The organism is Microbacterium sp. oral taxon 186 str. F0373 (genome assembly GCF_000411455.1).
Taxonomy (GTDB): Bacteria; Actinomycetota; Actinomycetes; order Actinomycetales; family Microbacteriaceae; genus Microbacterium.
This window is the reverse complement of the sequence record NZ_KE150458.1, coordinates 867,945-890,113: the sequence shown is the minus strand read 5'-3', so window position 1 is coordinate 890,113 and position 22,169 is coordinate 867,945. Positions and strand designations below refer to the sequence as shown.

General features: G+C 67.8%; 19 protein-coding genes. 12 read left to right on the top strand and 7 right to left on the bottom strand.

Features of this window, described 5'->3' with window-relative positions; all coding sequences use genetic code 11:
• Positions 1-15: 15 nt before the first annotated feature.
• Positions 16-1,590, top strand: a complete 1,575-nt coding sequence (locus HMPREF1529_RS14415) for a UDP-N-acetylmuramoyl-L-alanyl-D-glutamate--2,6-diaminopimelate ligase (RefSeq protein ID WP_232212136.1) — start codon at positions 16-18, stop codon at positions 1,588-1,590.
• A 29-nt stretch (positions 1,591-1,619) separates the two neighbouring features.
• Here HMPREF1529_RS14415 and HMPREF1529_RS14410 read toward each other — a convergent pair whose 3' ends face one another.
• On the bottom strand, positions 1,620-1,862 hold the full coding sequence (locus tag HMPREF1529_RS14410) for a hypothetical protein (protein WP_005049243.1): 243 nt from the start codon (positions 1,860-1,862) through the stop codon (positions 1,620-1,622).
• A 32-nt stretch (positions 1,863-1,894) separates the two neighbouring features.
• Here HMPREF1529_RS14410 and HMPREF1529_RS14405 point away from each other — a divergent pair, with 32 nt between their 5' ends.
• From HMPREF1529_RS14405 to HMPREF1529_RS14355, 11 genes are all read left to right on the top strand, one after another.
• Positions 1,895-2,332: a MarR family winged helix-turn-helix transcriptional regulator gene (locus tag HMPREF1529_RS14405; RefSeq protein ID WP_005049246.1), complete on the top strand. Its 438-nt coding sequence runs from the start codon at positions 1,895-1,897 to the stop codon at positions 2,330-2,332.
• A gap of 58 nt (positions 2,333-2,390) precedes the next feature.
• Positions 2,391-5,303: an excinuclease ABC subunit UvrA gene (gene uvrA / locus HMPREF1529_RS14400; RefSeq protein WP_005049249.1), complete on the top strand. Its 2,913-nt coding sequence runs from the start codon at positions 2,391-2,393 to the stop codon at positions 5,301-5,303.
• Positions 5,304-5,305: 2 nt separating this feature from the next.
• The gene (gene uvrC, locus HMPREF1529_RS14395; RefSeq protein ID WP_016465333.1) at positions 5,306-7,228 is read left to right on the top strand and encodes an excinuclease ABC subunit UvrC; all 1,923 of its coding nucleotides are present in this window, start codon (positions 5,306-5,308) and stop codon (positions 7,226-7,228) included.
• A gap of 44 nt (positions 7,229-7,272) precedes the next feature.
• On the top strand, positions 7,273-8,148 hold the full coding sequence (gene rapZ, locus HMPREF1529_RS14390) for an RNase adapter RapZ (RefSeq protein ID WP_005049253.1): 876 nt from the start codon (positions 7,273-7,275) through the stop codon (positions 8,146-8,148).
• A 40-nt stretch (positions 8,149-8,188) separates the two neighbouring features.
• A complete protein-coding gene (gene whiA / locus HMPREF1529_RS14385) occupies positions 8,189-9,166 on the top strand; it encodes a DNA-binding protein WhiA (RefSeq protein WP_005049255.1) in 978 nt (325 codons plus the stop codon).
• Between the two features lie 130 nt (positions 9,167-9,296).
• Entirely contained in the window at positions 9,297-9,926 is a 630-nt protein-coding gene (locus tag HMPREF1529_RS14380; protein WP_005049257.1) for a superoxide dismutase, read from the top strand.
• A 138-nt stretch (positions 9,927-10,064) separates the two neighbouring features.
• Positions 10,065-11,075: a type I glyceraldehyde-3-phosphate dehydrogenase gene (gap, locus tag HMPREF1529_RS14375; protein ID WP_005049259.1), complete on the top strand. Its 1,011-nt coding sequence runs from the start codon at positions 10,065-10,067 to the stop codon at positions 11,073-11,075.
• Positions 11,076-11,084: 9 nt separating this feature from the next.
• Positions 11,085-12,302 (top strand): phosphoglycerate kinase, encoded by a 1,218-nt coding sequence (locus HMPREF1529_RS14370; RefSeq protein WP_016465332.1) that lies wholly within the window; start codon positions 11,085-11,087, stop codon positions 12,300-12,302.
• Positions 12,302-13,084 (top strand): triose-phosphate isomerase, encoded by a 783-nt coding sequence (tpiA, locus tag HMPREF1529_RS14365; protein ID WP_016465331.1) that lies wholly within the window; start codon positions 12,302-12,304, stop codon positions 13,082-13,084. The genes HMPREF1529_RS14370 and tpiA overlap by 1 nt, the downstream gene beginning before the upstream one ends.
• Positions 13,085-13,255: 171 nt before the next feature.
• The gene (gene secG, locus HMPREF1529_RS14360) at positions 13,256-13,504 is read left to right on the top strand and encodes a preprotein translocase subunit SecG (protein WP_036283588.1); all 249 of its coding nucleotides are present in this window, start codon (positions 13,256-13,258) and stop codon (positions 13,502-13,504) included.
• Entirely contained in the window at positions 13,504-13,860 is a 357-nt protein-coding gene (locus tag HMPREF1529_RS14355) for an RNA polymerase-binding protein RbpA (RefSeq protein ID WP_005049266.1), read from the top strand. The genes secG and HMPREF1529_RS14355 overlap by 1 nt, the downstream gene beginning before the upstream one ends.
• 88 nt (positions 13,861-13,948) lie before the next feature.
• Here HMPREF1529_RS14355 and pgl read toward each other — a convergent pair whose 3' ends face one another.
• The 6 genes from pgl to tkt are packed head-to-tail and all read right to left on the bottom strand — an operon-like array spanning position 13,949 to position 22,083.
• Entirely contained in the window at positions 13,949-14,728 is a 780-nt protein-coding gene (gene pgl / locus HMPREF1529_RS14350) for a 6-phosphogluconolactonase (protein WP_016465330.1), read from the bottom strand.
• Positions 14,729-14,736: 8 nt separating this feature from the next.
• Positions 14,737-15,678 (bottom strand): glucose-6-phosphate dehydrogenase assembly protein OpcA, encoded by a 942-nt coding sequence (locus HMPREF1529_RS14345; protein ID WP_016465329.1) that lies wholly within the window; start codon positions 15,676-15,678, stop codon positions 14,737-14,739.
• On the bottom strand, positions 15,675-17,225 hold the full coding sequence (gene zwf / locus HMPREF1529_RS14340) for a glucose-6-phosphate dehydrogenase (RefSeq protein WP_016465328.1): 1,551 nt from the start codon (positions 17,223-17,225) through the stop codon (positions 15,675-15,677). The genes HMPREF1529_RS14345 and zwf overlap by 4 nt, the downstream gene beginning before the upstream one ends.
• 24 nt (positions 17,226-17,249) lie before the next feature.
• Entirely contained in the window at positions 17,250-18,869 is a 1,620-nt protein-coding gene (locus tag HMPREF1529_RS14335) for a glucose-6-phosphate isomerase (protein WP_016465327.1), read from the bottom strand.
• Positions 18,866-20,008: a transaldolase gene (gene tal / locus HMPREF1529_RS14330; RefSeq protein ID WP_005049275.1), complete on the bottom strand. Its 1,143-nt coding sequence runs from the start codon at positions 20,006-20,008 to the stop codon at positions 18,866-18,868. Before tal ends, HMPREF1529_RS14335 begins: the two co-directional genes overlap by 4 nt.
• Positions 20,005-22,083 (bottom strand): transketolase, encoded by a 2,079-nt coding sequence (tkt, locus tag HMPREF1529_RS14325; protein ID WP_005049277.1) that lies wholly within the window; start codon positions 22,081-22,083, stop codon positions 20,005-20,007. Before tkt ends, tal begins: the two co-directional genes overlap by 4 nt.
• Positions 22,084-22,169 lie beyond the last annotated feature (86 nt).

Sequence of the window (22,169 nt, the reverse complement as noted above, 5' to 3'; positions counted from 1 at the left end):
TGCTATCGTCGCCGGGTGAGCATCGAGCAGTCCTCCCCGTCGGATCCTTCGGAGCTCGAAACGGGGGCGGCGCAACGCGCCGCGAACCGGCCGCAGAAGGTCATCTCTCGCTCACTCGCCGACATCGCCGACCAGGTCGGCGCCACGAGTGTCCTCGGAGACGCGTTCGTCACGGGTATCGCCCTGAGCACGGCGTCGACGCAGCCGGGTGATCTGTTCTTCGCGCAACCGGGCGCTCGAGCCCACGGCGCCCACTATCTCGCCGATGCGGTCCGCGCCGGGGCGGTCGCGGTGCTCACCGACGCCGCGGGCGCCGACATCATCGATGTCACGCCCGGCGTCTCCGCCCTGCCTCGGATCGTGGTCGACGGGCATCCCCGTCGCGTGTTGGGCGGCCTCGCGGCGTGGTTCTACGATCAGCCTGCGCGCGCCCTGAAGACGATCGGCATCACCGGAACGCAGGGCAAGACGTCCACGACCTATCTCGTCGACGCGGCGCGCCAGTCTCGGCACACCGGGGTCATCGGTTCGATGGGAACGCGCATCGACGGCGTCGCCGTTCCCTCCACCCTCACCACTCCGGAAGCCCCGCAGATGCACGCGCTGATGGCACTCATGCGTGAGCGTGGTGTCGAGGTCGTCACCTCCGAGGTGTCGAGTCATGCCATCACGATGGGACGCGTCGAGGGCCTCCGCTTCGACGTCGGCATCTTTCTCAACCTCGGCCACGACCATCGCGATTTCCACGGCACGCAGCAGGCCTATCTGCTGGCGAAGCGCCAGCTGCTCACGCCGGCGATGTCCGCTGTCGCGCTCGTGAACGTCGACGATGGGGCCGGGCGGCGTCTGCATGCCGATGCCGAGTTGAACACGCAGTCGTTCTCGGTCACGGGGCGCGACGCCGACTGGCGTGCCGTCGACATCGACCTGCGGCTGGATGGCTCCTCCTTCCGCGTGATCGGACCGGACGGGCAGACAGCACGGTTCACCACGCCGCTGGTGGGTGAGTTCAACGTCAGCAACATCCTGGCCGCGGTCGCCGCCCTCGACATCGTCGGCCACCCGCTCGCAGCATCGGTGGCGGGGATCTCGAGCTTTGCGGGCGTCGAGGGCCGGGTCCAGTTCGTGCCCGTGGATGCCGAGTTCCAGGTCGTCATCGACGCTGGCCACAAGCCCGAGGCGATCAACGCGCTGCTGCGGGCCATGAGGCCGCTGACGCCGGGGCGCATCATCACGGTGATCGGATCCAACGGCAACCGCGACGCCCACAAGCGTCCGCTCATGGGGCGCTTCTCGGCGATGGCGTCGGATATCGTGATCGTCACCGACGACAACCCCGCCGATGAGGATCCCGAGACCATCAGACGAGCCGTCGTCGCCGGCACGCGCGGTTCACGCGCGGAGGTCTTCGACGTCGGGGGACGCGCGGAGGCGATCCACAAGGCCGTCGAACTCGCCCGGGAGGGTGACCTCATCGCCATCGTGGGCAAGGGCGACGAGCGTCACCAGATCATGCGCGACGGCGTGATCGTTCCACACAGCGACCCCGACGAAGTGGAGTGGGCGCTGCGGCAGCGCGCGGGGTCATGACGATCGAGCGCGGCTGAGAGGCGAGTCGATCAGGGGCAGTGCATGAGCGGCTTCGGGCCGCTGCGGTCGAACGTGTGCTGTGACATCGCGTGGCCGCAGAGGGGGCACGCCCGGTCGGCGCGTGCGGGCTCGGGCTCACTCTCGTACGGCCCGACCGAGGCTGGACCGGCCAGGCGGATGAGCCGCGTGTTGAGGTACGTGTACCACCCGCCGGCGTCGCGTACCCGCTGACGCAGTGGCGGTCGGTCGGGATCATTTCGCGTCATGAACATTAGTGTACTAACGAAATGGCTACACTAGATGCATGGAATCGCGTGACGATCTGCTGAAACTCGAGAACCAGCTGTGCTTCGCGCTCGTGACGGCCGCGCGCAACGTGGTATCCATCTACCGTCCCGTCCTCGATCCGCTCGGCCTGACGCACCCGCAGTACTTGGTGATGCTCGCCCTCTGGGAGCAGTCACCGCGCTCGCTGGGTGAGCTCGCGGATGAGCTCGCGATGGAGCCGGCCACCCTGTCGCCGCTCGTCAAACGCCTCGAGGCGCAGGGGCGGGTCAGTCGGACGCGACGCGCCGACGACGAGCGCGTGCTGGATATCGCGCTCACTGCGGACGGGATGTCTCTGCGTGCACGGGCGCTGGAGGTTCCCGGACAGATCATGGCGAGAGTCGGGATGGATGCCGCACAGCTGGCGGCGCTGCGTGACGGTCTCGCCCCCTTTGCCGGCCGTCGGCCGGACTGAGGCTACGCCGAGAGCGCACCTCGGATCCCGTGTCGGAGGCCACACCTAGACTTGTCCGGTGCCCATCGTCCCCGTTGCCTCGTCGAAACTCAGCGTCCGCGGAGCCCGCGTCCACAACCTCAAGAATGTGGATCTCGACATCCCGCGCGACTCCCTCGTCGTCTTCACCGGGCTGTCCGGTTCGGGCAAGTCCAGCCTCGCTTTCGACACGATCTTCGCCGAAGGCCAGCGTCGTTATGTGGAGTCGCTCAGCGCCTATGCGCGACAGTTCCTCGGTCAGGTCGACCGTCCGGACGTCGACTTCATCGAAGGACTGAGTCCCGCCGTCTCGATCGATCAGAAATCGACGAACCGCAACCCGCGTTCGACGGTCGGGACGATCACCGAGATCCACGACTACATGCGTCTGCTGTGGGCCCGCATCGGTGTTCCGCATTGTCCCGAGTGCGGCGCACAGATCCAGCGACAGACCGTGCAGCAGATCGCCGACCAGCTCATGGAGCTGCCCGAGCGCACGCGCTATCAGATCGTGGCGCCGGTCGTGACGCAGAAGAAGGGCGAGTTCGTCGACCTCTTCAAGGAGCTGTCGGCCAAGGGATACGCCCGCGCCGTGGTGGACGGCGAGCTGATCCAGCTCGCGGAGCCCCCGACGCTGAAGAAGAGCTACAAGCATGACATCGCCGTCGTGGTCGACCGCCTGGTGGCCAGTGGCGACATCCTCGGCCGCGTCACGGACTCGGTGGAGACGGCGCTGCGCCTTGCCGACGGCATCGTGCAGATCAACTTCGTCGACGAAGAGGGCGACGACGCGTGGGTGAGTTTCAGCGAGAAGCTGGCCTGCCCGAACGGTCATCCGCTACAGCTCACCGAGATCGAGCCGCGCACCTTCTCGTTCAACGCTCCGTTCGGAGCCTGCCCCACGTGTTCGGGTCTGGGCACGCGGATGTCGGTCGACGTCGAGCTGATGCTGGGCGATGAAGAGCTGTCGATCAACGACGGCGTCATCATTCCGTGGACGACACAAGGCAAGGGGCTCTACCAGTATTACGAGCGTCTCCTTGTGGGTCTGGCCGACGACCTCGACTTCTCTCTCGACACACCGTGGCGAGATCTGTCCGCGGATGTCCAGGACGCGATCCTGCGCGGTGAGAACTACAAGGTCACGGTGAAGTGGCGCAACCGCTATGGCCGCGAGATGCGCTACTCGTCCGGCTTCGAGGGTGTGGTGCCCTACATCGAGCGTCAGTACACCCAGGCCGAGACCGACGCGCAGCGCCAGCGATGGGCGGAGTACCTTCGTGAGGTCCCGTGTCCCGTGTGCCACGGCGACCGTCTGAAGCCAGAGGTGCTTGCGGTGCTGGTGCACGATCACTCCATCGCCGACGCATCGCGCATGAGTCTGGCCGACGCGCAGCAGTACTTCGCGCAGCTCGAGCTGACCGACCGAGAAGCGAAGATCGCCGCAGCCGTGCTGAGAGAGATCCGCGCGCGCCTGGACTTCCTCGTGCAGGTCGGACTGAACTATCTGAGCCTCGGCCGCTCGGCGGGCTCTCTCTCCGGCGGTGAGGCCCAGCGCATCCGACTTGCGACGCAGATCGGATCGGGTCTGACGGGTGTGCTGTACGTGCTCGACGAGCCTTCCATCGGACTTCACCAACGCGACAACCGCCGGCTGATCGAGACTCTCGTTCGGCTGAAAGATCTGGGCAATACCCTCATCGTCGTCGAGCACGACGAAGAGACCGTGCAGGCCTCGGACTGGATCGTCGACATCGGCCCGCGTGCCGGCGTCGACGGCGGCGAAGTCGTGCACTCGGGCCCGCTGTCCTCGCTGCTCGAGGAGGAGCGTTCTCTGACGGGCGCGTACCTCAGCGGGCGGCGGGCGATCGCGACGCCCAAGAAGCGTCGCAAGATCGACAAGAAGAGAATGCTGACCGTCGTCGGCGCACGCGAGAACAATCTGCAGAACGTCACCGCCGAGTTCCCGCTCGGTGTCCTCACCGCAGTGACGGGCGTCAGCGGCTCGGGCAAGTCGACGTTGGTCAACGGCATCCTCTACGAAGTCCTCGCGACCAAGCTCAACGGCGCGCGGCGTGTGGCGGGCAAGCACACCCGCATCACCGGGCTCGACAACCTCGACAAGGTCGTGCACGTCGATCAGGCTCCCATCGGGCGGACGCCGCGCTCCAACCCGGCGACGTACACGGGGGTGTTCGATCGCATCCGCACACTGTTCAGCGAGACGCCCGAGGCGAAGGTGCGCGGTTATCAGCCGGGCCGATTCAGCTTCAACGTCAAGGGTGGCCGCTGCGAGGCATGCTCGGGCGACGGCACCATCAAGATCGAGATGAACTTCCTCCCCGACGTCTACGTCGACTGCGAGGTCTGCCACGGAAAGCGCTACAACCGTGACACGCTCGCGGTGCACTACAAGGGTAAGAACATCGCCGAGGTGCTCGAGATGCCCATCTCGGAGGCGGCCGACTTCTTCGAGCCGATCCAGGCGATCCATCGTTTCCTCAAGACGCTCGTCGACGTCGGTCTCGGCTATGTCCGACTCGGGCAGTCGGCGACGACCCTCTCGGGCGGCGAGGCGCAGCGGGTCAAGCTCGCGACCGAGTTGCAGCGCCGCTCGAACGGGCGCAGCATCTACGTCCTCGACGAGCCCACGACCGGTCTGCATTTCGAGGACGTGTCCCTGTTGCTGAAGGTGCTGGGCGGTCTCGTCGACAAGGGCAACACGGTCGTCGTCATCGAGCACAATCTCGACGTGATCAAGTCGGCCGATTGGATCATCGACCTCGGACCCGAGGGCGGTTCGGGCGGCGGCCGCATCGTCGCGGCGGGTACACCCGAGCAGGTGGCGCGGGTCGAAGAGAGCCACACGGGCGCTTTCCTCGCCGAGATCCTCGCCGCGAAGCCGTCTGACGCGGGTGCGACGGCGCGGGGGCCGGTGCGGAAGGCCGGCTGACGATGGCCGACGCGCTTGCCTACAAGCCAAAGCCGGGGGAGATCCCGACCCAGCCGGGGGTCTACCGCTTCCGCGATGCGGACGGTCGCGTTCTCTACGTCGGCAAGGCCAAGAATCTGCGCGCCCGTCTGTCGAACTACTTCGCGCCGCTGCATACCCTGCACGAGCGCACCCGCCGGATGGTGCTGACGGCGGCGTCCGTGGAGTGGACGGTGGTCGGCAGCGACGTCGAGTCGCTGCAACTGGAATACATGTGGATCCAGGAGTTCTCGCCGCCGTTCAACGTGCGGTACAAGGACGACAAGTCCTACCCGTACATGGCGATCACCCTGGCCGACGAGGCTCCGCGCGTCATCGTGACCCGCAATCGGCGCATTCCCGGAGCACGTTACTTCGGACCGTATCCCAAGGTGTGGGCCGTGCACGACACGATCGACCTGATGATCAAGGTGTTCCCGATCCGCACCTGCTCCGATGCGTCGTACAAGAAGGCGATGGCGACGGGACGGCCGTGCTTTCCGGGGCAGATCGGTCGGTGCGGCGGGCCGTGCTCGATGAAGGTCACAATCGAGGAGCATCGCGCGATCGTCGACGACTTCGTCGCTTTCATGGCGGGCGGAGACCAGCGCTTCGCGCGTGATCTCACCGCACGCATGCGCGAAGCGGCGGCGGCGATGGACTACGAATCGGCCGCGGTGTACCGCGACAGGCTGCAGGCGATCGACGCGGTACTGAGTCGCAGCTCTCTCGTCTTGGCCGAAGACACGGATGCCGATCTGTTCGGCATCGCGGAAGACGAGCTCTCGGCGGCGGTGCAGCACTTCGTCGTCCGCGGCGGTCGCGTCCGCGGTGTCCGTGCCACAACCATCGACAAGGAGCTCGACATCTCTTCAGCTGACCTGGTGGATCAGGTGATCCAGCGCACCTACGGTGACGCTGCGGCATCCGACATCCCGCGCCAGGTTCTCGTGCCGCGCCTGCCGGATGATGCGGCCGAGCTGGAGCAGTGGCTGCAGGAGCGGCGCGGCAAGCGCGTGAGTGTGCAGGTCGCGCAACGCGGTCGCAAGGCCGACCTGATGCGCACGGCCACCCTCAACGCGCAGCAGGCGCTGCTGCTGCACAAGACGCGCCGTACCTCCGACTACACGTCCCGTACGAAGGCTCTCACCGACCTGCAGCTCGCTCTGGGCATGGACGAGGCACCGCTGCGGATCGAGTGCTATGACGTGTCTCATCTGTCGGGTACCAACGTGGTCGCCTCGATGGTGGTCTTCGAAGACGGTCTGCCACGCAAGGATCAGTACCGTTCGTTCAGCATCGCAGAGACGACCGACGACACCGACTCGCTCTATCAGGTGCTGACGCGGCGCCTGGCCCACGTCGACCGCGACGAGGCCGCGGCCGCCGCGGAGTCGGAGCTGCCGGCCACGGCGACCGATCCGGCTGATCCGGAGTCGCCGGTGGTCGCCGAGCGCAAGCGGCCGCGGTTCGCGTATCGTCCGCAGCTGCTGGTGGTCGACGGCGGCGCGCCTCAGGTCGCCGCGGCCGCGCGTGCCCTCGAGGATGCCGGGCACACCGAGATCACGCTCTGCGGCATCGCCAAGCGCTTGGAGGAGATCTGGCTGCCGGGGGAGGACTTCCCGGTGATCCTTCCGCGTACCTCCGAGGCGCTCTACCTGATCCAGCGGCTGCGTGATGAGGCTCACCGCTTCGCCATCACTCATCAGCGCAAGCGCCGCAAGCGCGACATCTCCACCGTGCTGGGTGAGGTGCCCGGCCTCGGCGACGCACGTATCAAGGCGCTGCTGAGACACTTCGGATCCGTCACCGCTCTCAGCAACGCCTCCGCGGACGAGATGACGGCGCTGCCCGGAATCGGCCCCAAGCTGGCCGCCGCGATCGAGCAACGCCTTGCGAATCGCTAGGCTGTGCTCATCCGCACCGGCCCTCGAACACCCAGGGAGAGCACGTGACTGACGAGCAGCGCGCCGGTGAGGTGCTCATCGTCACGGGCATGTCGGGAGCGGGGCGCACGACGGCGGCCAACGCCCTCGAGGACCTGGGCTGGTACGTCGTCGACAATCTGCCGCCGCAGATGCTCGGGCATCTCCTCGAACTGACCGAGATGGCCGGCGGAGCGCTACCGAAGCTCGCCGCTGTCGTCGACGTCCGCGGACGCGATCTCTTCCAGGCGCTGCCGGCGGTCACCAACGCGCTGCGGGCCGGACGACAGCTGCGGGTGCTGTTCCTCGACGCCGCAGACGATGTGCTCGTGCGTCGTTTCGAGTCGGTGCGGCGACCGCATCCGTTGCAGGGCGACGGGACGATCCTCGACGGCATCCTGCGTGAGCGCGATCGCCTCCGGGTCATCCGTGAGAGTGCTGACGTCATCGTCGACACGAGCGAGATGAACATCCATCAGCTCGCCTCGCGCGTCGTCGACCTCTTCAGCGAGGCCGGAGAGGCGCGCCACACCATCACGGTGATGAGCTTCGGCTTCAAGTACGGTCTACCGACCGACGTCGACCTCGTCACCGATATGCGCTTCCTGCCGAACCCCTATTGGATCCCCGAGCTGAAGGGACACACGGGTGAAGAAGAACCTGTGCGCGACTTCGTCCTGGCCCAAGAGGGTGCGCGCGAGTTCATCGACGCGTACGCCCGCGCACTGCACCCCGTGCTCGAGGGCTATCAGCGCGAGAACAAGCGGCACTCGGTGCTCGCGGTGGGCTGCACCGGGGGCAAGCATCGTTCGGTCGTGACCGCCTTGGAGCTCGCCGACAAGCTGGCACAGGTGCCCGGGGTCGCCGTTCGTGTGAAGCACCGCGACCTCGGTCGCGAGTAGGCTAGTCCTTTGTCCCGCACTCCCCGAACGAAGGATCGCTGTGTCGCCAACCGTTGACGTGAAGTCAGAGCTGGCCGCGGTCCGCGACCCTCGTCCCACGGCGCGGGTGGCCGAACTCACCGCCATCCTCCGCTTCTCCGGGGGATTGCACTCGATCGCGGGCCGCGTCGCCGTGGAGGCCGAACTGGAGACCGACCCGCTCGCGCGTCGTGTCGCCCGCGACATCATGGAGATCTACGGGGTCCGTCCCGAACTGCACCGCGTCCAGGCGTCGGGCGGTCGCGCCGGCGGCCACTTCGCCGTCCGCGTCATCGAGGGTGGCGAGACGCTCGCACGTCAGACGGGTCTGCTCGACGCGCGTCGTCGTCCGGTGCGCGGCCTCCCGAACAAGCTGACCACGGGCGCTCGCCACGATCTGGCCGCCGTCTGGCGTGGCGCGTTCCTTGCGAGCGGCACGCTCTCCGACCCCGGCCGATCGGCCGCCTTGGAGATCGCGTGCCCGTCGGGCGAAGCGGCCATGGCGCTCGTCGGGGCGGGGCATCGCATCGGCATCGCAGCCAAGGCCCGCGAGGTGCGCGGCGTGCCTCGCGTGGTCGTGCGCGACGGAGAGGCGATCCGCGTCGCCCTCGCGGAGATGGGCGCGGTGCGCACGGCGCAGGCCTGGGAGGAGATGCGCCAGCGCCGCGAAGTGCGCGCCGGCGTGAACAGACTCGTCAACTTCGATGACGCCAACCTGCGTCGCTCGGCGCAGGCCGCCGTCGCCGCGTGCGCGCGCGTCGAGCGCGCCCTGGAGATCCTCGGCGACGAGGTCCCCGACCACCTCCGCGAAGCGGGAGAGCTGCGTCTGTCCCACCGCGACGCGAGCCTGGACGAACTGGGGCACCACGCCGATCCGCCGTTGACCAAGGATGCCGTGGCTGGCCGCATCCGGCGTCTTCTCGCCATGGCCGACAAGAAGGCCGTCGCCGACGGCATCCCCGGCACAGACTCGGCGGTTCCTGAAGGCCTCGAGGACTGACGCCGCCCGAGTTCGTTACACGTCGTGCTCGGCGGGAACAACCCCCTCGCTCCCGCGTTGCACCTCAATAGGATGGCAATGTCCCATCGCCGCAGCGCAGTTGCGGCGCCGACGACAGGAAGAAGAGAACATGGCGATCTACACGCTGCCCGACCTCCCCTACGATTTCGCAGCTCTCGAGCCGCACATCAGTGGCAAGATCATGGAGCTTCACCACGACAAGCACCACCAGGCGTACGTGACGGGTGCGAACACCGCGCTCGAGCAGCTCGCCGAGGCCCGTGAGAGCGGCAACCTCGCGAACGTCAACAAGCTGGAGAAGGACCTCGCCTTCAACCTCGGCGGACACGTCAACCACTCGATCTTCTGGACCAACCTCGCTCCGGCCACAGACGGGGGCGGTGGACAGCCCGAAGGCGAACTCAAGGCGGCCATCGACGAGTTCTTCGGCGGCTTCGACAAGTTCCAGGCGCACTTCACGGCGGCGGCCACCGGCATCCAGGGCTCCGGCTGGGCGGTGCTCAGCTGGGACACGATCGGCGAGCAGCTGATCATCCAGCAGCTCTTCGACCAGCAGTCCAACACGGCGCAGGGAACCATCCCGGTCTTCCAGCTGGACATGTGGGAGCACGCCTTCTACCTGGACTACCTCAACGTCAAGGCGGACTACGTCAAGGCGGTCTGGAACATCGCCAACTGGGGCAACGTCGCCGAGCGCTTTTCGACGGCGCGCGAGAAGACGGCCGGACTGCTCAAGTAGTAGTCTCATGACCAGGTGAGGATGCCGGGTCCCTCCCGGCGACGGGCGGTGACCCGGCATCCTTTTTCCTTCACACACCAAGTTCGCGAGTGGCGCGTCGAAACGCCGTCGCCGTCGCGACATGAACCGGGAGACAACGTGTCTGTCAAGATCGGAATCAACGGCTTCGGCCGTATCGGCCGCAACTTCCTCCGTGCCGCGCTCGAGCAGGGAGCTGACCTCGACATCGTGGCGGTGAACGACCTCACCGACAACAAGACCCTCGCCCACCTGCTGAAGTACGACTCCGTCGGCGGCCGCCTCGACGCCGAGGTCTCGTACGACGCCGACTCCATCACCGTCAACGGCAAGGCCATCAAGGTCTTCGAAGAGCGCGACCCGGCGAACCTCCCGTGGGGCGAGCTCGGCGTCGACATCGTCATCGAGTCGACCGGTCGCTTCACCAAGGCCGTGGACGCCAAGAAGCACATCGAGGGTGGCGCCAAGAAGGTCATCATCTCGGCCCCCGGCACCGACGTCGACGGCACGTTCGTCATGGGTGTCAACGACGGCGACTACGACTCGGCGACGATGAACATCATCTCCAACGCCTCCTGCACCACGAACTGCCTCGCGCCGCTGGCCAAGGTCTTCAACGACAACTTCGGCATCGAGCGTGGTTTCATGATGACGGCGCACGCCTACACGGCCGACCAGAACCTCCAGGACGGCCCGCACAGTGACCTGCACCGCGCCCGCGCCGCCGCGATCAACATCGTCCCGGCTTCGACCGGTGCGGCCAAGGCCATCGGCCTCGTGCTGCCCGAGCTCAACGGCAAGCTGAGCGGCTCGTCGTACCGTGTGCCGGTTCCCACCGGTTCGATCGTCGACCTCACGATCATCACCCCGACCGAGGGCCTCACGGCCGAGGTCATCAACGCGGCCTACAAGAAGGCTGCGGCCGAGGGCGAGCTCGTCGGCTACCTCAAGTACAACGAGGACGCCATCGTCTCCAGCGACATCCAGCTCGACCCGCACTCGTCGGTCTTCGACGCGGGCCTGACGAACGTCTCCGGCAACCTCGTGAAGGTCTCGTCCTGGTACGACAACGAGTGGGGCTACTCGAACCGCCTCGTCGACCTCACCGAGCTCGTCGCCGACAAGCTCTGAGGCTTCACCATGGCTTTGCGCACCCTTGCATCCCTCGGGTCGCTGGCCGGTAAGCGTGTCATCGTCCGTGTTGACTTCAACGTCCCTCTGAAGGACGGCGTCATCACGGACGATGGCCGTATCCGGGCGGCTCTTCCGACCCTCAACGAGCTCATCAACCAGGGCGCGCGCGTCATCGCGTGCTCCCACCTCGGTCGCCCGGATGGCGCGCCCGACCCCAAGTACAGCCTCGAGCCGGTTGCTCAGCGTCTCTCGGAGCTGCTCGGCAAGCCGGTCGTGTTCGCCCGCGACACGGTGGGGGAGTCCGCCCAGGAGGCCGTGGCAGCTCTCGAGGACGGCGATGTCACCGTCATCGAGAACCTGCGCTTCAACCCCGGTGAGACCGCGAAGGACGACGCCGAGCGTCGCGCCTTCGCGGAGCAGCTCGCCGCCCTCGGCGACGTCCTCGTCTCCGATGGTTTCGGTGTCGTGCACCGCAAGCAGGCGTCGGTCTACGATCTCGCCGAGCTGGTGCCGTCGGCCGCGGGGTATCTGATCGAAAAGGAGGTCGACGTGCTCGACCGCCTCACGGAGAACCCCGCGCGCCCATACGCCGTCGTCCTCGGCGGGTCGAAGGTCAGCGACAAGCTGGGTGTCATCGCCCATCTGTTGCCTCGCGCAGACAAGATCCTCGTCGGTGGCGGCATGCTCTTCACCTTCCTGGCGGCTCAGGGCCACCCGGTCGGCAAGAGCCTGCTCGAGACCGATCAGATCGAGACCGTCAAGGGCTACATCGCGGATGCCGCGGCGCGCGGCGTCGAGCTGATCCTCCCGGTCGATGCGGTCATGGCATCCGGCTTCGCCGCCGACGCCGATCACGTCGTCGCCTCCGCCGACGCGCTCGAGGACACTCCCTTCGGCGCCGACGGCATGGGCCTGGACATCGGTCCGCGTACGGCGGAGATCTTCGCCGACGCGATCCGCGGCGCGAAGACGGTGTTCTGGAACGGGCCGATGGGCGTGTTCGAGATGCCGGCGTTCGCAGCCGGAACGAGGACGGTCGCGCAGGCGCTGACCGAGGTCGATGGTCTGTCCGTCGTAGGTGGCGGCGACTCCGCAGCAGCCGTTCGTCAGCTCGGCTTCGCGGACGACCAGTTCGGTCACATCTCGACCGGTGGCGGCGCAAGCCTGGAGTTCCTGGAGGGCAAGAAGCTCCCCGGGCTGGAGATCCTGGGATGGGAGGCCTGATGTCGCGCACACCGCTCATCGCCGGCAACTGGAAGATGAACCTCGACCACCTTCAGGCGCTCGCGTTCGTGCAGAAGCTGCACTGGACACTGAAGGATGCCGGGCACGACGACGGATCGGTCGAGGTGGCGGTCTTCCCGCCGTTCACCGATCTGCGTACGGTCCAGACGCTGCTGGATGCCGACAAGATCCCCTTCGCGCTCGGCGCGCAGGACCTGTCGACGCACGACTCCGGCGCCTACACGGGCGAGGTCTCGGGAGCCTTCCTGAGCAAGCTCGCCTGCCGGTACGTGATCATCGGTCACTCCGAGCGTCGCGAGTACCACCACGAGTCCGACGCGATCGTCGCCGAGAAGGTTCAGGCGGCGCTGCGGCACGGCCTGGTCCCGGTGATCTGCGTGGGTGAGACGCTCGAGCAGCGTGAGCAGTCGGGGCCCACGGCGGTCTCGGTCGCGCAGCTGCAGGCGGCTCTGGCCGGGGTTGCGGCCGACGCGGACATCGTCGTCGCCTACGAGCCCGTCTGGGCCATCGGCACCGGTCAGGTGGCGTCGCCCGAACAGGCTCAGGAGGTGTGCACGGCGCTACGCCAGGTGCTCTCCGAGACTCTCGGTGCGGATGCCGCGGCGCGTACCCGTGTGCTCTACGGCGGTTCGGTGAAGTCCGGCAACATCGCCAGCTTCATGCGGGAGTCCGATGTCGACGGCGCGCTCGTCGGAGGGGCGAGCCTGGTGGCCGACGAGTTCGCCGCCATCATCCGCTACCAGAAGCACGTCGGCGTCTGACACGGGTCATTCGACGCGCTGCGCTCCGCGTTTCGACCCGCTTCGCTCGCTCAACGACCGGAGGAGAGCCTCCGGTCGTTGAGCGAGCACCGCAGGGCGCGAGTGCAAACCTCGGTATACTCGACCTTTGTGCGCTCGATGACGCGGGCGCCGCGAAAGGCTTTTTCGACTGTGGACATCCTCGAGTTCGTACTGCAGGTGGTGCTGGGCATCACCAGCCTCCTGCTGACCCTCCTGATCCTCCTGCACAAGGGGCGCGGTGGCGGCCTGTCCGACATGTTCGGTGGCGGCATGAGTTCCGCCCTCGGATCGTCGGGTCTCGCGGAGCGCAACCTCAACCGGTTCACTGTCGTCCTCGCACTCGTCTGGTTCGTCGCGATCGTCGCGCTCGGACTCATCACCAAGTTCCAGGGGCTCTGATGGCAACCGGCGGAAACGCGATTCGCGGCACCCGAGTGGGTGCCGGACCCATGGGCGAGCAGGACCACGGCCATCACGCCGACCGCATCGCCGTGTCGTACTGGGACGCTCTGGGAAACGAGACCGTCCGCTACTTCGCCGCGGGAATCGCGGAGGAGGAGATCCCCGAAGTCATCGATTCTCCGCACTCGGGACTGCCGGCGGGACGTGACAAGGACAACCCCCCGGCTCTCGCGAAGACCGAGCCCTACAAGACGCATCTGGCTTATGTGAAGGAGCGTCGCACCGACGAAGAGGCCGATGCCCTTCTCGACGACGCCCTGCAGCAGCTGCGGGAACGCCGCGGCCAAGCCTGACCTTTCCGGCCCGAGGCCCGCGCAGAAGCCCTCGTGTGAGACGAACGATCGTCGCGCACGAGGGCTTCTGCTGTGAGCTGAGGGTCGATCAGAAGTCTTGGTCGATGAGCTCGGCGGGCACGTTCGCGGCGGCGGCCTCGTCGACGAAGAACATGGTCTTCTTGCGCCCCTTGGCGCCGGCCGCCGGCACGGTCTCATAGCTGGCGCCGGCGAGGGCCAGCCCGAGGGCGGCCGCCTTGTCGGTGCCGGAGACGACCAGCCATACGCAGCGTGCGGAGTTGATCACCGGCCGGGTCATGGTGACACGCACCGCCGGCGGCTTCGGGGCATCGCGGACGGCGACGACCGTGCGATCCGTGAGCTGGATCTCGCCACGGTCGGGGAACAGCGAGGCGATGTGTCCGTCGGATCCGACGCCCAAGAAGCACACGTAGAATTCGGGCCATGCCTGCTCGGGCGTGCCGAAACGTGCCAGCTCGTCCGCGTATGCGGCCGCCGCGGCATCCGCATCGGGCGCGTCGTCACTGGCGGAGATCGTGTGGACGTTGCTCGAGGGGAGTTCGACGCGGTCCAGAAGCGCGCCACGCGCGGCGCGGTCGTGCCGGTCGGGGTCGTCGGGTGCCGCGAACACCTCGTCACCCCACCAGATGTGCACGAGCGACCAGTCGATGTCGGCGCGCCGAGGGCTCTCGCCGGCGGCGCGCAGCACGGCAGTGCCGATCTGGCCGCCCGCCAGAGCGATGTGGGTCGTCTTGCCTGCGGCCGATCGACGGGCGAGACGGGAGAGCAGACGCTCGGCGACCGCCGCCGCCAGCGTCGGCGCGTCGGGGCTGATCACGACGCGCTTCTCGGTCCACATCTGCGCCATCGGAACTCCTAGGACTCGCTCGTGGTCGCCGGGCCGAGAAGCTCCCAGCCCTCCGTGATCACTCGACCATACAGGAGGTCCGGATCGAGCCTGCGCAGCTCCTCCGCGAGGCATTCGCGCAGTGTCCGGCGGGGGAGAACGATGTCGTGCGACGGCTGACCGGGCTGCGTGAGCGTCGCGTCGATGTCGTTCGTCCGCTCGAGGACGATGTCGCCGTTCGCACGCGTCAGGCGCACCTTCTGAATGCCGTGCTCCCACTCGTCGGGGGCCGAGTAACGCCAGGTGACCGGGACGTCGAGCTTGAGTCGCAGCCACGCCGCGAGCAGACCGGTCGAAGGCGAACTGCCGGCGCCGATCACTTCGACGCCCGTCACAGGCTCGTAGGGCGGCTGGTCGAGCACCGCAGCCAGCTGCTCACGCCAGTGCGTCAGGCGCGTCCACGCGAGATCGGTGTCGCCGGGCTCGTAGGACGGTGCCAGTCGGGACAGGCGGTCCTTGGCATACGGCTTCGTCGACGCATCGGTGATGCGGCGCTGGGCCATGCGTCCGATGTCGGATGCCGCGGGCTCGACGGGCGGGAAGTCCGGCCACCACGCGATGACGGGCGCATCCGGCAGCAGGAGCCCCGTCACGAGGCCCTCCTGGTTGCTCGCGACATCCCCCTGCGCGCGCAGCACCACGACTTCGCTGGCGCCGGCGTCGCCACCGACGCGGATCTGGGCGTCGAGCTTGGCGTCGCCGTCGGGGTTTGCGATCAGCACGATGACGCGCATCGGGTGCTCGCGCGAGGCGTCGTTGGCGGCCTCGATCGCCTCTTCGTGCAGGCCGTGGGTCGTAACGATCACCAGGGTGAGCACGCGTCCGAGGGCGACGGCGCCACCCTCCTCGCGCACGCTCACGAGCGAACGCGCGATCTTCGACACCGTGGTGTCGGGCAGGTCGACGATCATGGACGCCTCCAGACGCGGCCGTCGCGGGCCAGGAGTTCATCGGCTGAGGGAGGGCCCCACGAGCCGGGAGAGTATTGTTCGAGCGGTCCGCCCTCGGAGCTCCAGAACTCCTCGACGGGGTCGAGGATCTTCCACGAGAGCTCGACCTCTTCGTGACGGGGGAACAGCGGCGGGTCGCCCAGCAGCACGTCGAGGATGAGGCGTTCGTACGCCTCGGGGCTGGACTCGGTGAATGCGTGGCCGTAGCCGAAGTCCATCGTGACGTCGCGGACTTCGTTGCCTGCACCGGGTACCTTCGAGCCGAACCGGATCGTCACTCCTTCGTCCGGCTGCACGCGGATCACGAGCGCGTTCTGTCCGAGCTCGAGCGTCTGATTGCGCTGGAACAGCAGCTGCGGCGCACGCTTGAAGACGACGGCGATCTCCGTCACCCGCCGCCCCAAGCGCTTGCCCGTGCGCAAGTAGAAGGGCACCCCCGCCCAGCGGCGGGTCGCGATCTCGAGCTTCACGGCCGCGTACGTCTCGGTCGTCGAGTCCGGGTTCATCCCGTCCTCTTCGAGGAAGCCGGTGACCTTCTCGCCACCCTGCCAGCCGCCACCGTACTGACCTCGTGCCGTGGCCGTGGACAGATCATCGGGCAGGCGCACCGCCGCGAGCACCTTCTCCTTCTCCGCGCGCAGATCCTTCGCGTCCATCGAGATGGGCTCCTCCATCGCGGTCAGCGCGAGCAGCTGGAGAAGGTGGTTCTGGATGACGTCGCGTGCCGCGCCGATACCGTCGTAATAGCCCGCGCGGCCTCCGACGCCGATGTCCTCGGCCATCGTGATCTGCACGTGGTCGACGTAGTTCGCATTCCACAGCGGCTCGTACAGCTCGTTCGCGAAGCGCAGCGCGAGGATGTTCTGCACCGTCTCCTTACCGAGGTAGTGGTCGATGCGGAAGATCGAGTCGGCCGGAAAGGCGACCTCGAGCGTGGCGTTGAGCTCGCGGGCCGTCTGCAGGTCGCTGCCGAAGGGCTTCTCGATGACGACACGGCGCCAGGCATCCGGGTTGTTCGACTTGTCGTCGACGAGGCCGGACGCCTTCAGCTGCTTGGCGACGATGGGGAAGTCGCGCGGCGGGATCGACAGGTAGAACGCGTGGTTTCCCATCGTCCCGCGTTCGACATCGAGCTTCTCCACCGTCTCGCGCAGCCGGCGGAACGCGTCGTCGTCGCCGAACTCGCCCGACACGAAGCGGATGCCCTGCAGCAGCTGCTTCCACGTCTCCTCGCGAAACGGCGTGCGCGCGTATTGACGGACCGCATCGTGGACGACGTTGGCGAAGTCCTGGTCCTCCCAGTCGCGCCGCGCGAAGCCCACCAGCGCGAAACCGGGAGGCAGAAGTCCCCGGTTGGCGAGGTCGTACACGGCCGGCATGAGCTTCTTGCGCGACAGATCGCCTGTCACGCCGAAGATCACCAGCGCGCTGGGACCGGCGATGCGGTTGAGGCGGCGGTCATCGGGATCGCGCAACGGATTGTGGTCGCGCGAGATCTCGGCAGTCATCGAGAAAGACTCCTCCTGGTCGCGCTACTGCGCGGCCTCGAACAGGGAAAGCACCTCGACCTGAGGGTCGGTCAGGGTGAGGGTGACCACCGGCCGTCCGTGCGCGACGAGCACATCCGCGTCGCCGGCTGCCTGCGCGGTGATCAACTGACGGAACGTGAAGGGGCGACCGGGTATTTCCAGATCGACCTCACCGGCGCCGATGATCTGCAGGAACACCCCGGTGGCGGGCCCGCCCTTGTGATACTGGCCCGTGGAGTGCAAGAAGCGGGGCCCCCAGCCGAACGTGACGGGTCGACCCGTATCGGCGGCGATGAGCTCGCGGATGCCGGCGAGCTGGGGCACCGAGGTACGGTCGGCGTAGGCCTGCACCGCGACGTAGCCGTCGGGGCCGAGACGAGCCCAGAGGGCGTCGAGCACCCCGGCGAGCGTGCCGGACGCCGCGAGCACGGGATCGGATACGCGGACCTCGACGCCGTTCACCGTGAAGGCGGGTGCGCCGACGTCGGGACGCGCTTCGAGCAGCGCGCGAGCCGCGGCCTTGGCGGACTCGACGTCCGGCTGGTCGAACGGGTTGATGCCCAGCATGCGTCCCGCGATGGCCGTCGCATACTCCCAGACGACGAACTGGGCGCCCAGCGATCCGCTCACGAGCACCTCGTCGGGGTGCTGCTCGATCAGCCGGAAATGCACGGCATCATCCACGAGACGCACGAGCTGCAGGTCTGCCGGGGTCTGGTCGACCTCCGGGGAGAGCGGCAGCAGCACCACGGGAAGGATGCCGGTGCCGTTCTTGCCGGTGGATTCCGCGACGAGCTGCTCGATCCAGTCGGGCAGGCCGGCGATGTGCGTGCCGTCACTGATCAGGCCCAGCTTGTCGCGGCGCGGGTCCCCGCCGGCGATGGCCGCGGCGAGTGTGAGCGCGGGGTTGCGGGGGTCGTCGATGGCGACCTCCAGAAGCGTGGCTTCCGCCTCGTCCAGCAGCTCCGCGATGTCCGCGCCCGCCAGCCCCGAGGGCACCAGCCCGAAAGCGGTGAGCGCCGAATAGCGTCCTCCCACGTTCGGGTCGGCGGTGAACACGCGGTACCCGGCATCGTGGGCGGACTGCTCGAGCGGGGATCCCGGGTCGGTGACCACGACGATGCGCTCGGCGGGATCGATGCCGAGATCGGACCAGGCAGCCGCGAAGGCGCGCTGCGCGGAGTCGGTCTCGATGGTCGACCCCGACTTCGATGCGACGACGAGCACCGTCTGCGCGAGGCTGCCGGACTCGGCATCCCCGTCGATCGCGGACAGGACCTGTGCCGGGTCGGTCGAGTCGAGGATCACGAGCGGCACGCCCGCCGTGCGCGCGATGACCTCGGGCGCGAGCGAAGAGCCCCCCATCCCCGCGAGCACGACGCGGGTGAGACCGCGCGCGACGAGATTCTCGCGCAGCGCGAGGATCTCGGCGACGAGGGGGCGTGACACGCTGACCGCGTTCACCCATCCGAGGCGGACAGCCGCCTCGGATGCCGCCTCGGGTCCCCACAGGTCGGGGTCGCCGGCGGTGATACCGCTGGCGATCAGGCTGTCGACCAGACCCGGAACGGTCTGGTCGACGACCTGCTTGACGTGACCCGAGACGTGGATCTCGAAACTCACCGGCTGGTCTCCGGGGCCGTCGCCAGAGCCTCGGCGACGGTCTTCTTGAGGTCCTGCCACGAGGCGATGAACTTCGCGACGCCCTCGTCCTCGAGCGTCTGGGTGACATCGTTGATGTCGACGCCGAGTTCGGCGAGCTGCGAGAAGACCAGGTGAGCGTCTTCGTAGGCACCGGTGACGGTGTCGCCGGTGACGACACCGTGGTCGAAGGTGGCCTCGAGCGTCTTCTCCGGCATCGTGTTGACGGTGCCGGGTGCGACGAGCTCGGTGACGTAGAGCGTGTCGGGCAGCGCGGGATCCTTCACACCGGTCGAGGCCCACAGCGGACGCTGCACGTTCGCGCCGCCGGCGATGAGCTCCTGAGCGCGCGCGGTCGCGAACTGCTGCTCGAACAGCTCGTAGGCCAGACGCGCGTTCGCCAGGCCCGCGCGGCTCTTCAGTGCCTCGGCATCCTCGCTCTCGAAAGCCGACAGACGCTTGTCGACCTCGGTGTCCACGCGCGACACGAAGAACGAGGCGACGGAGTGGATGCCGGACAGGTCATGCCCGGCCGCCTTCGCCTGCTCCAGGCCCGCCAGGTAGGCGTCGATGACCTCGGCGTACCGCTCGAGCGAGAAGATCAGCGTCACGTTGACCGAGATGCCCGCGCCGATGACCGCGGTGATCGCGGGCAGGCCGGCCTTGGTCGCGGGGATCTTGATGAGGGCGTTGGGCCGGTCGACCTTGGCCCACAGCTTCTCCGCCTCGGCGACGGTGGCGTCGGTGTCGTGAGCGAGATCGGGGGAGACCTCGATCGACACGCGGCCGTCTACGCCGCCCGTCGCGTCGAACACGCCGCGGAAGATGTCGGCGGCGTCACGCACGTCGGTGGTCGTCAGCTCGAAGATCGCGGCGTCGACATCCGCGCCGCCTTCGGCCAGCGCGGCCAGCGGTGCGTCGTACGAGTCGTCGTTCTGGTTGCCGATGGCGGCCTGGAAGATCGACGGGTTCGTCGTGACGCCTGAGACATTGCGCGACGAGATCAGGTCGGCGAGGTTGCCCGACGCGATGCGCGCGCGGGAGAGGTCGTCGAGCCAGATGCTGACGCCGGCGTCGACGAGCTGCTGGGTCGGGGTCGAGCCCGGGGTGGGGGTGCTCATGCGTTCTCCTTGACGGTTGCGCGGGCCGCTTCCACGACCGCATCGGTGGTGATACCGAACTTCTCGAACAGGGTCTTGTAATCGGCGGAGGCGCCGAAGTGGTCGATGCCGACCGTACGGCCGGTGTCGCCCACGATGCCGCGCCAGAGCGGGGTCGACCCGGCCTCGACGGACACGCGCGCCGTGACGGCGGCCGGCAGCACGCTCTCGCGGTAGGCGGCATCCTGCTCGGCGAACCACTCCAGCGACGGGGCCGAGACGACGCGCGCCTGGATGCCCTCGGCGGCCAAGGTCTCGCGGGCCGCGACGGCCAGCTGCACCTCGGAGCCGGTCGCGATGATGATCACGTCGGGCTGTCCGCCCTCGGCGTCGATGAGCACATACGCACCCTTCGCCACGCCGTCGGTCGTCGCGAAGCCCGCCTCGCCGCGAGGGAACACGGGGATGTTCTGACGCGTCAACGCGATGCCGACCGGCCCGCCGCTGGTGCGACGGACGATCTCCAGCCAGGCCGCGGACGTCTCGTTCGCATCCGCCGGGCGCACCACGGTGAAGTTCGGAATGAGCCGCAGCGTCGACAGCTGCTCGATCGGCTGGTGCGTCGGTCCGTCCTCGCCGAGGGCGACCGAGTCGTGCGTCCACACGAAGATCGAGGGGATGTCCATCAGAGCGGCCAAACGCACCGGCGGGCGCATGTAGTCGCTGAAGATCAGGAACGTGCCGCCGAACGGGCGTGTCGGGCCGTGCAGCTTGATGCCGTTGACGATCGCACCCATCGCGTGCTCGCGGATGCCGAAGTGCAGCACACGCCCGTACGGGTCGCCCGACCACTCGTGGGTCGACCACTCGGCGGGAATGAACGACTTGGCGTCCTTGATCGTCGTGAGGTTCGACTCGGCCAGGTCGGCGGAACCGCCCCAGAGCTCCGGAAGCTGCGCGGCGAGCGCGTTGATGACCTGACCCGAAGCGGCGCGCGTGGACACATCCTTACCGGAGGTGAACTCCGGGACGGAGACATCGGCGGGCAGCTCGCCGGCTTCCAGACGCTCCAGCAGGGCCTTGCGCTCGGGGTTGGCCGCAGCCCACGCGTCGAAGTCGACCTGCCAGGCCGCGCGCGCCTCGGTGGCCCGCTCCTGGAGAGCGCGCGTGTGCGCGATCACGTCGTCGTCGACGACGAAGGACTTCTCCGGGTCGAACCCGAGGACCTTCTTCGTCGCCGCCAGCTCGTCGGCGCCCAAGGCGGAGCCGTGGATCTTTCCGCTGTTCTGCTTGCCGGGCGAGGGCCATCCGATGATCGTCTTCAGGATGATCAGCGACGGCTTGTCGGTCTCGCCCTTGGCGGCCTCGATCGCGGCGTACAGCTCGGCGACGTCTTCGACGTACTCCCCGGTCTTCTTCCAGTCGACCGTCTGGACCTGCCACCCGTAGGCCTCGTATCGGGCGGCGACGTCCTCGGTGAAGGCGACGTTGGTGTCGTCCTCGATCGAGATCTGGTTCGAGTCGTAGATGGCGATGAGGTTTCCGAGGTTCTGGTGACCGGCCAGGCTCGAGGCCTCGCTGGTGACTCCTTCCTGGAGGTCGCCGTCGCCCGCGATCACGTACACGAAGTGGTCGAACGGGCTCGTGCCGGCCGCCGCCTCGGGGTCGAACAAGCCGCGCTCGTAGCGGGCCGCGTACGCGAAGCCCACAGCCGAGGACAGGCCCTGGCCGAGCGGGCCCGTCGTGATCTCGACACCCTTCGTGTGGCCGTACTCCGGGTGGCCCGGCGTCAGGGAGCCCCAGGTGCGCAGCGACTCGAGATCGGACAGCTCGAGCCCGAAACCGCCGAGATAGAGCTGCACGTACTGCGTCAGCGAGGAGTGTCCGGCGGAGAGGATGAAGCGGTCACGGCCGAGCCAGTGCGTGTCGGAGGGATCGTGACGCAGCACACGCTGATACAGCAGGTATGCGGCCGGCGCGAGGCTCATCGCCGTGCCGGGGTGTCCGTTGCCCACCTTCTCCACGGCATCCGCGGCCAGCACGCGAGCGGTGTCCACCGCGCGCCGATCGATCTCATCCCAAACCAGTTCCGACACGTGGTGCCCTTTCGAAAAGAGGGGAGTGCGTCCGACTCTCCAGCCGGCCTCGGCGGCGTCGAAGCGCTGCCTGCCGGCGCTCGGCG